This window comes from Pseudoalteromonas sp. SWXJZ94C (assembly GCF_015864385.1).
Lineage (GTDB): Bacteria > Pseudomonadota > Gammaproteobacteria > Enterobacterales > Alteromonadaceae > Pseudoalteromonas.
In genome coordinates this window covers 63,697-73,751 of sequence record NZ_JADYXF010000025.1, presented here as the reverse complement: position 1 = coordinate 73,751, position 10,055 = coordinate 63,697, and the positions used below count along the sequence as shown (strand labels likewise).

Annotated in this window: 8 protein-coding genes; 1 reads left to right on the top strand and 7 read right to left on the bottom strand. The window is 38.8% G+C overall.

Translation table 11 applies throughout. The annotated features are described in order from the left end of the window. Nucleotides 1-406: 406 nt before the first annotated feature. Both I6F65_RS12315 and I6F65_RS12310 read right to left on the bottom strand, forming a co-directional pair. On the bottom strand, nt 407-922 hold the full coding sequence (locus I6F65_RS12315) for an RNA polymerase sigma factor (protein WP_197113085.1): 516 nt from the start codon (nt 920-922) through the stop codon (nt 407-409). Nucleotides 923-1,065: 143 nt separating this feature from the next. Beyond that, nucleotides 1,066-1,464: a thioesterase family protein gene (locus I6F65_RS12310; RefSeq protein WP_197113084.1), complete on the bottom strand. Its 399-nt coding sequence runs from the start codon at nt 1,462-1,464 to the stop codon at nt 1,066-1,068. Between the two features lie 24 nt (nt 1,465-1,488). Between I6F65_RS12310 and I6F65_RS12305 the strand changes: the two genes are divergently transcribed. Further along, nucleotides 1,489-2,193: a 2OG-Fe(II) oxygenase gene (locus I6F65_RS12305; protein WP_197113083.1), complete on the top strand. Its 705-nt coding sequence runs from the start codon at nt 1,489-1,491 to the stop codon at nt 2,191-2,193. A 19-nt stretch (nt 2,194-2,212) separates the two neighbouring features. On the opposite strand, the gene I6F65_RS12300 is transcribed toward I6F65_RS12305, so the two are convergent. The 5 genes from I6F65_RS12300 to I6F65_RS12280 all read right to left on the bottom strand — a co-directional run bounded on the left by I6F65_RS12300 (nt 2,213) and on the right by I6F65_RS12280 (nt 10,050). Continuing rightward, nucleotides 2,213-3,448, bottom strand: coding sequence for a cysteine desulfurase-like protein (locus I6F65_RS12300; protein ID WP_197113081.1), 1,236 nt, complete (start codon nt 3,446-3,448; stop codon nt 2,213-2,215). A 9-nt stretch (nt 3,449-3,457) separates the two neighbouring features. Continuing rightward, the gene (locus I6F65_RS12295) at nt 3,458-4,090 is read right to left on the bottom strand and encodes a 2OG-Fe dioxygenase family protein (RefSeq protein WP_024600036.1); all 633 of its coding nucleotides are present in this window, start codon (nt 4,088-4,090) and stop codon (nt 3,458-3,460) included. 200 nt (nt 4,091-4,290) lie between these two features. Next, nucleotides 4,291-6,888, bottom strand: coding sequence for a bifunctional aconitate hydratase 2/2-methylisocitrate dehydratase (acnB, locus tag I6F65_RS12290; protein ID WP_024610402.1), 2,598 nt, complete (start codon nt 6,886-6,888; stop codon nt 4,291-4,293). 290 nt (nt 6,889-7,178) lie between these two features. Beyond that, a complete protein-coding gene (locus I6F65_RS12285; RefSeq protein ID WP_024610401.1) occupies nt 7,179-8,249 on the bottom strand; it encodes an OmpA family protein in 1,071 nt (356 codons plus the stop codon). A gap of 391 nt (nt 8,250-8,640) precedes the next feature. Further along, nucleotides 8,641-10,050, bottom strand: a complete 1,410-nt coding sequence (locus I6F65_RS12280) for a YdiU family protein (protein WP_166109372.1) — start codon at nt 10,048-10,050, stop codon at nt 8,641-8,643. Nucleotides 10,051-10,055 lie beyond the last annotated feature (5 nt).

Here is a 10,055-nt window from a genome sequence, read left to right as displayed (position 1 = left end):
AACTATCATTTTTTTGTCAAAATATGCACGAAGAGCGAACCCAAAAAGAGATAAAGAAAAAGGACGATTAAAATGCGGCCTGAATCCAATTATCTCTTAATGTCTAACCTATGAACCCTTATTAGCCAGTATTCAACCGTAAAAGCATGGTTTAATGGTCATAACCATGTAGGTAATTACGCAAAAAAAGACGGCATTCACTTTGTAACTTTTCATGCGATGCTTGATACCGATACAACTGCATTTAGCACTCTTGAATTTTCGCCAACCCAACTTAAAATTAATGGTCAAGGGAGGCAGCCTTCAATGGTTCTTCCCATTAAATAACCGCAATAAAACGAAGATAACCTATGGCTCTATATAATAACGCGTACAAGGAGAGGATTAGCGTGACTAGGGAACTTAGTCACGCATTTTTGGCACTTATGTAGCTATGCAATTGCTCAATAGCACTTTGCATTTGGCGGCTTATATCACCTAGGCTAAACCCTGTTGCCACTTTAATTTGTTGATATGTTTCACCATGAATACGACTACGTACTATAAGGTCTCGCTGCTTATCTGTAAGCGTATTCATCGCATCTGAAATATATTCAATTCGTAAATTCATGCTACATAGATCCTCAGGGCTACCTTGTGTACATAGTGGTTCATCAATATTATCGAGGGTGTCGTCTAAAAAATGTTGGGTATTTTTAAAACGAGAACGATAATTTAAACCAATGTTAATAGCTGAACGAAGCAGATAAGCTTTCGGAAACTCTATTTTATCAATATGCTGGTGCGACAACATATTACTAAATGCCTCCTGCACTAAATCTTCATGGTCGCTAAGGCTTGCCCCAAAAAAATCACGGACTCTACGGTTTAGTTCATTGTTGTGCTCGGTATATAATTTTTCAAAAAATGATTCGATAATCATAAAATGACTTTAACAACCTCTTAATTCAAAAGTAAAAACAACTGTATCAGTCGTTATATTTAAGAGGATTAATCTAGCATTCAATTATGCTAAGAATATGACAAACCAAGCGTTTGTCACTAAAAGGTCATTTATTAGCTAAGTTATGACTCCGCAGTAATATGCTCGTTAAGCGCTGCTTTTTCGTCAATGCTGAGTGCTTGTTTTGATTTAGCAATAAAATCGTATCTCACCATCACGGCTTTGCCTATCGCACAGCATTTATCGTGTTGCCATGCTTCTTGTCGAAGTGTGAAAGAGCTAGTGCCTATATGCTCTACAGAGGTTTTAACTATCACCTCGTGACCATAAAATAACTCACCGACAAACGACACCTCTATTTTAGCTATGATCAGTTTCCAGTCTTGTGGATTTAAGTCAGGTGTAAAAAATTTAAAAATAGGTCCACGCGCGACTTCAAACCATACGGGGAGTACGGTATTGTTAATATGTCCAAGCGCATCAGTTTCACTAAAGCGCGGCATCACTTTTTCAATAAACATAATAATCCTTATAAAAGGTTACTCATGACGGACTTTATTCGCGTATACGATAATGCGCTAAGCAATGATTTTTGCGATAACTTTATTACCACATTCGCGCAAAGCCCACATGTAAAACAAGGGGTGACATCGGGCGGTGTCGATTTAAAGAAAAAAGACAGCCACGATTTACATTTAAATAATCATCCCGAATATGCCCAGCAATTAAAACATATACAACAAACAACTGCACAGCATGTTTTTAACTATATTGAAGAACATATTTTTATGATGATTGGGGCGTTTGGCTTAAAAGTTTATCACCCAAAAACAGGCGACGTTGTCGATTTAACTCAAGATAACTTTGATGAAGTAGGCAGACCACAACTACCTGTTTTAGTGCAGCAAATTTTTAGACTTGGCAATATTCAAGCGCAAAAATACGAAGTAAATAAAGGTGGTTACCCTTACTGGCACAGTGAGGTTTATCCGCAGCTACAACACAATGAAGCTTTGCATCGCGTGTTGTTATTTATGTTTTATTTAAACGATGTAGAAGAAGGTGGTGAAACTGAGTTTTACTATCAAAATCGTAAAATCGCACCTAAAAAAGGCACTATGGTAATAGCCCCAGGCTACTTTACACATACTCATAGAGGTAATAAGCCAGTATCAAACGATAAGTATATTTTAACATCGTGGGTGTTGTTTAATCGTGCAGAACAAATATATGGTGCGCCAAAGAGTTAGCGCACCAAAACTTATATGATTAACCTAGTAGCTCATCAAATAAATCAAATAACTGATCAAGCTCTTTAATGGTGTTGTAGTGCATACAACCAATGCGCACTACACCGCCTTTATCAAGCACATCTAATTGCTTACACAAACCTTGGGCATAAAAGTTACCATCCCACACGCATATATGCTGTTTACCTAAAAACTCTGAAACAGCGCGCGGCTCAAGTCCTTCAAAAATTAAAGCAAAAGTAGGTGTACGCTCATTTAAGCGATCAAAGTCATCAATACCAAACAGCTTAATGCGTGGGTAGTTTACCAAGCGCGTTAAAAAGTGCTCACTAAGCGCCATTTCATGCTGTTTAGTTTTAGTAAAAGCAACACTTAACTTTTCGCGGCGTGAATGGCTATCGTCAAGTTCGCTAATTGCTGCAATGTAATCAACAGCCGCGATAAAACCCGCCATTGCCTCAAAGCTTTGTGTGCCGGTTTCCCAACGACCTGGTGTTACGTCTTTAGCTGGCTCAACTTTATAAGGTGTGAACCCGTCTAAATGTTCTTTTTTACCGTAAACCATACCTAAATGCGGGCCAAAAAACTTATATGCAGAGCAGGCTAAAAAGTCGCAATCAAGCGCTTGCACGTCAACAAGTTCGTGCGGTGCGTAATGTACGGCATCAACATAAACAAGTGCGCCTACAGCGTGAGCTAGCTCAACAATACGTTTAATATTATTAATTGAACCGGTGGTATTTGAAGCGTAAGTTACCGCTACAAGCTTAGTGTTGCTGTTTAATAAGCTTTCAAACTGCGCCATATCTAAGCTGCAATCTGCTTCGTTAATAAGCGCTGTATTTACCTTTACGCCTTTATCTTCTGCGGCTTGTTGCCAAGACGATACATTTGAGAAATGATCGGCATTGGTTACAATTATTTCATCGCCAGCCTGCCAGTCACGTGAAATTGCACGGCTAAAGCTAAATGTTAGGCTGGTCATGTTTGGACCAAACACAATTTGTTGTGAGCTAGGTGCATTAAGTAAATCAGCGGCGGCTTGACGCGCATTCGCCATCAACTCAACCGTTTTATCACTAGAAAAAAACGCGCCACCTAAGTTTGAATTATAATGACCTAAATAAGCTGTCATCGCATTAAGCACCGATGTTGGTACCTGCGAGCCACCTGGTCCGTCTAAAAATACGGGCGATTTACCATCAACGTTTTGCATTAATGCAGGAAACTGCTCACGTAATTGCGTTATGTTCATGCTTATTCCTTAAGACGTTAATACAAAACAATCCAGGTAACCTGGTTTGCTAGCATCAATTTTGTTCATAGGTGTTGCGTTATGCCACACTTGACGGTCATTTATTAATGCAAACATGCCGTCTTTTATTTCCATTTTAAAACAAGGCTCAGCTTGCTTGTTTTCGTATACAAGTAGCTCGCCGCCTTCTAAATTCTCGTGAGAAACACCACATATACATACATGATCAAAACCATCTTGATGCACGCCTTCTGGCGCTGCCGGCGTATCGCTGTTAATTGCAAGCATACGGAACTGATGAATTTCAATATCACGCTGCTCATCAATACCCGTAAGTTGGCGAAACTCATTTACAATGCTTTTCATGCCTTCTGACTCAAGTAAACTTTGCTCTAGGTTTTCGTAAGTACGCTCTACATTACCTTGAAAAGTATTAATTGAATCGTCTTGAACAAATGCTTTGGCTTGTTGTAGCTTTATTTCACCATTTTGCATTTTAACTACTGAGTAACGACGTTTACGAAAGGCACCATCTGCATAAGGATTAGCAGGCAGGTTATCAAAAGAAGGCTTAACCAAATCAATATTTGCTTGGTTAACAAAACGTAGTTGCAGTAAATTCTGGTTGTTTAATGCTGTCATAAAATCTCGCCTAAAATAATGAGAATATTGGTGAGGATTTTAATGCATATAGAAAGGAATTTTTGCTTTATTATTTATGTTTAAATCAATTATTAGCTAAATTCAATATAATAAACCATAAAATAGAGCATGAACTATCTAATATTTATTTTAGCCAATAAAAAACCCGCCTAAGCGGGTTTTTAAACAAACTCTAAAAATTATACAGCTTGTTGAATAATCACGTTGTCTGCTTTTTTAGTGTAAGCAGGCATACGGTGGAAGTTCAAGTAACGGTATGTATCTGACGCCGTTGCATTGATCTTCGCAGCATATTCTTGGTACTCAGCAACTGTTGGTAATTTACCAATGATTGCAGCAATTGCAGCAAGCTCAGATGATGCTAAGAATACGTTTGCGCCATTACCTAAACGGTTAGGGAAGTTACGTGTAGAGGTAGACACAACCGTTGCTTTATCTGCAACACGTGCTTGGTTACCCATACATAGTGAACAACCTGGAGTTTCGATACGTGCGCCAACACGACCAAAAATACCATAGTAACCTTCTTCTGTAAGTTGGTCTTTGTCCATCTTAGTAGGTGGAGCAACCCAAAGCTGAGTCGGAAGTTGACCTTTAAAGCCATCAAGTAACTTACCAGCAGCACGGAAGTGACCAATGTTAGTCATACAAGAACCGATGAATACTTCATCAATTTTCTCGCCAGCAACATCAGAAAGAAGACGCGCATCATCTGGGTCATTTGGAGCACAAAGAACAGGTTCTTTAATCTCAGCTAAATCAATTTCAACGATATGCTTGTACTCTGCATCAGCGTCAGCTTCCATTAGTTCTGGGTTAGCTAACCAATCTTGCATTGCAGTAATACGACGTTCAATCGTACGTACATCGCCGTAACCTTCAGAAATCATCCACTTAAGCATAACAATGTTTGATTCTAGGTATTCAGAGATAGACTCTTTAGATAACTTAACAGTACAACCTGCTGCCGAACGCTCTGCAGATGCATCTGATAATTCAAACGCTTGCTCAACAGTTAGGTGCTCAACGCCTTCAATTTCTAGTACGCGACCAGAGAATTCGTTAATTTTACCTTTTTTCTCAACTGTTAATAAACCTTGTTTGATACCGTAGTAAGGGATTGCATGAACAAGGTCACGTAAAGTGATACCTGGTTGCATTTCGCCTTTAAAACGAACCAAAATAGATTCAGGCATATCAAGTGGCATAACACCGGTTGCTGCTGCGAATGCTACTGCACCCGAACCTGCTGGGAATGAAATACCTAATGGGAAACGTGTATGTGAATCACCACCAGTACCTACGGTATCTGGTAATAACATACGGTTTAACCACGAGTGAATAATACCATCACCTGGACGAAGTGAAACACCGCCACGGTTCATGATGAAATCAGGAAGCGTATGGTGAGTGCTTACATCGATAGGCTTAGGATAAGCTGATGTATGACAGAAAGACTGCATTGTTAAATCTGCAGAGAAACCTAAACATGCTAGATCTTTAAGTTCATCACGTGTCATAGGACCTGTTGTATCTTGCGAACCAACAGTTGTCATTTTAGGCTCACAGTACTGACCTGGGCGAATACCTGCAACGTTACATGCTTTACCAACCATTTTTTGCGCTAGTGTGAAGCCTTTATCAGAAACTTCTGTTGCTGTTGGTACTTTAAATGTATCTGTTGCGCCTAAGCCAAGAGATGTACGGGCTTTATCAGTTAAACCACGACCGATAATTAGTGGAATACGACCACCAGCACGAACTTCATCTAAAATCACATCAGATTTAAGCTCAAAAGTAGAAATTACTTTATCAGTACCATGTTGTTTAACAACACCTTCGTACGGATAAATATCGATTTGCTCGCCCATGTTGAGTTCATCAACATTTAATTCGATTGGTAATGCGCCTGAATCTTCCATTGTATTGAAGAAGATTGGAGCAATTTTATTACCTAGACATACACCGCCAACACGCTTGTTTGGTACGAATGGGATATCATCGCCCATAAACCAAAGTACAGAGTTAGTTGCAGACTTACGAGAAGAACCCGTACCAACAACATCACCTACGTAAGCAAGTGGTAAACCTTTAGTTTTTAATTCTTCAAGCTGAGTAATTGGACCTACTTCGCCCGCTTTATCAGGTGTAATACCATCGCGTTCAATTTTTAGCATTGCTAAAGCATGAAGTGGGATATCTGGACGAGACCATGCATCTGGTGCAGGAGACAAGTCATCAGTATTTGTTTCGCCAGTTACTTTAAATACAGTAACTGAGATCTTTTCAGCAACAGCTGGCTTATTAGTAAACCATTCTGCATTTGCCCAAGACTCAATAATTTGCTTAGCAAATGTATTACCGGCTTTTGCTTTTTCTTCTACATCGTAGAACGCATCAAACATAAGTAATGTATTTGAAAGGCCTTTAACTACGATTGGTGCAAGTGTTTCGTCATCAAGCAGGTCAATCATTGGTGCGATATTGTAGCCACCAAGCATTGTGCCTAACAATTCTGCCGCTTTTTCTTTAGAAACAAGTGGAGAATTAGCTTCACCTTTAGATACAGCGGCTAAGAAGCCCGCTTTAATATAAGCAGCATCATCAACACCTGCTGGTATACGTTGAATGAACAAATCTAAAATGAATTCTTCTTCACCTGCAGGTGGAGTTTTTATTAATTCAATAAGATCAGCAGTTTGCTGAGCATCTAATGGCGCTGGTACGATACCTAACGCGGCACGTTCTTCTACGTGTTTACGATATTCTTGTAGCACAATATTGCCCTCTTGGTGACGTGAAAGTATCCGGTAGCGCTTCAAGCGCAACATATTACCCAATACTTATAGTATTCTAACGCGTAATTATAAAGCTTTTATGGATAGATGAAAATCCATCCAGTTACGCAACTGATTATACCGATTATAAATACTATGAATAGTGGTTGTAGTAAAAACTATTTTCATGAATACTTGTTAAGTAAGAATCATTACCATTAACCAATGTTAATTTATTACAAGCATAAAAAAACCCAGCACTTGCTGGGTTTTTATTACAAACTATTTAATTAACGTAAAACTTTAACGTTTTTGATAGATTTGATATGCGCTTCTACACGACGGTTTTCTGCGTTTGCAGCTTTAGTGTTTGCATCATTTTTAAGACGCTCTTCACCTAAACCAGCTGTAGTAATGCGGTTTTTAGCAACACCAGTTTCAACTAATTGTTGAGCAACTGCGTCAGCACGTTTTTTAGATAACCATTTGTTGTAAGATGCTTTACCTACTGAAGAAGTGTGACCTTCTAAAAGTACTGTTGTATCTGGGTACTCTTTTAAGAAAGCAGATACTTTTTCAATATCATCTAAATACTGAGTAGATACAGCTGAAGCATTGTTAGGGAAAGTCACTAATAAGCTTACAGTTACTTCTTTATCTTCATATAAAGTACAACCATTACCATCAACAGCATCTGTCATTGGTGTGTTAGGACAGTTATCGTCTACATCAGCAATGTTATCGTTGTCGCTATCTGCTGGAGTTACTGGCACTTCAACAACAGTAGGTTGTGGAGCTGGTTCAACAGGCTTTTCTGGCATAGAATTTTGACCAAATAAGTAGTTGATACCTAATTTAGCGCCTACGTCAGTGTAACCACGGTCAAGACCTTGGTATACAGATGTTTCAGCGTTAACAAATAAACCGTCTGTAATGAAATGTTGGTAACCAACACCTGCATTTAGGAAAGTATTATCTGTAGCTACTTGCATTTCCTTAACACCGAATAAACCGTAGAAAGGACCGCCACCAAAGTGGTAAAGTGCATCAACACCAAAACGCTCGCCTTCTTCATCATCGCGGTTACCATTTGGAAATGGTGCTGCTAAAAATGCGTTGAAATCCATATCTGCATACTCAAGACGACCACTCCAGTAATCACTGAAACGGTAACCTACTTCAGCACCCCAGCTTGCAGACTCATTAACTTCTAGGTCTTGGTGCAAGTTTAAGTTTTTCCAAGATGCGTCGTAGTAGTCACCAAACACACCAATGTAATAACCTGGTTCTTTATCTGCAGCGAATGTAGATGCACTAGTTGCAGCTAGCGCGATTGCAATTGTAAGTGATTTTAATTTCATTGTTTTCTTCCCATTTTTAACAACTAATAAATTGTAGCTAATGAACTCTAGCTCAACCAGTTTTGTACAGACTACCTGAGCTTTTGTTAATCAATACTTAACGAAAAATAAAGTTTATAACTTTCTTCAATGCTTAGTAACAACACACAACTACTTACTATAGGCGAAGTTAAAGCCTTAATGTAAAAATAAATAAAGTGGTTTTGTAAATTGATACTCAGCAGGGAATGTAAGAGCAATTAAATTAAATGCACTTAGTAATGCACAGAAAAATTGCTTGGCTTTAAGTCGGCGCATAATACCACCAGATTTTACATTACCCTACATATTATGTGTATTTATGATTAAAAATGACTCTTTTTAATCATGGAGTTACATTTAAAGTTAATAATTAAGTACCACAAAAAGTGCGGTAATCATTATCACTCAATGGTGCTGTCTGAAATTCAGGTAAATTTTCACTCTCTGAATACGGACTATTTGCTACTTGTATAAAGTTTTGTAGCAACTTACTTGCACCAGTATCATTATACTCCGCTATTATTTTTTCGATCACATGGTTACGAGGAATAACACGTGGATTAGCTGCTCGCATTATTTTATAACTATTATCATTAGTTCTACTTTGCCACTTATTTACCCACAGTGTTAGTGCTTTAGGTATAAGCACCTCACCATTTAACGACTCAGTTAATGCATCGAAAGTATTGGTATAATCGAGCTGATTGTCTTTTAATAGTGTCAATAACTCAGCAATTAACTCGCTATCACTAGCGGTAGTTTCACTTAAACCCAACTTTTGCGCCCACATAGCCGTAAACTCAGTATTAAATTGCTCAGCAAAACTATTAATAAATGGCGTCATTAGCGAAACAGCTTGCTCGTCATCATCACTAATAAGAGGTATTAAACTTTCAGCTAAGCGAGCACAGTTCCAATTTGCCATATTAGGCTGATTACCAAATGCATAACGCCCTTGTTTATCAATAGAGCTAAATACAGTATCAAAGTCAAAGCTGTTCATCATCGCACACGGACCGTAATCAATGGTTTCCCCGCTCACTAGCGTATTATCGGTATTCATTACTCCATGAATAAAACCAACACGCATCCAACTGATAACTAATTTAACTTGGTTTTTAATGACAGCCCCTAAAAATGCTAAATAACGCTGCGATCCTGTATCGGTTATTTCTGGGTAGTGTCGCTCTATAGCTAAATCGGCTAAATTTTTAAGCCCTTCAACATCGCCTTGCGTCGCTAAATATTGAAACGAGCCAACACGAATATGACTGGTTGCTAAACGAGTAACTATTGCGCCTGCTTGTGGTGGATTACGATAAACCGTTTCACCACTACCAACGACCGCTAAGCAACGTGTGGTTTTAATGCCTAGTGCATGCATTGCCTCGCTCATTACGTATTCACGAATAGCAGGACCAAGTGCGCAACGTCCATCTCCCCCTCTTGAGTAAGGAGTAGCACCAGAGCCTTTTAATTGAATATCCCACAACTGGTTTTTATCATCATTAATAGCGCCCAGTAAATGCGCTCGTCCATCACCTAAACGTGGTGAAAAATGCCCAAATTGGTGCCCAGAGTAACCAAGTGCTACTGCAGGAATAGCCTGTTTTTCGTTACCACTAAAAATATTGGCACGTAAGTCGTCAGCAACATTAATATTAAATTGTTTTGCTAAACCATCGTTCCACAGCAATAACTGAGGAGAGGCAACACTTGCAGGAAAATCTTCAATGGCAAAGTTTTCCGTAATGTCTGTGTATCTTGGCACTAATTTCATGATAG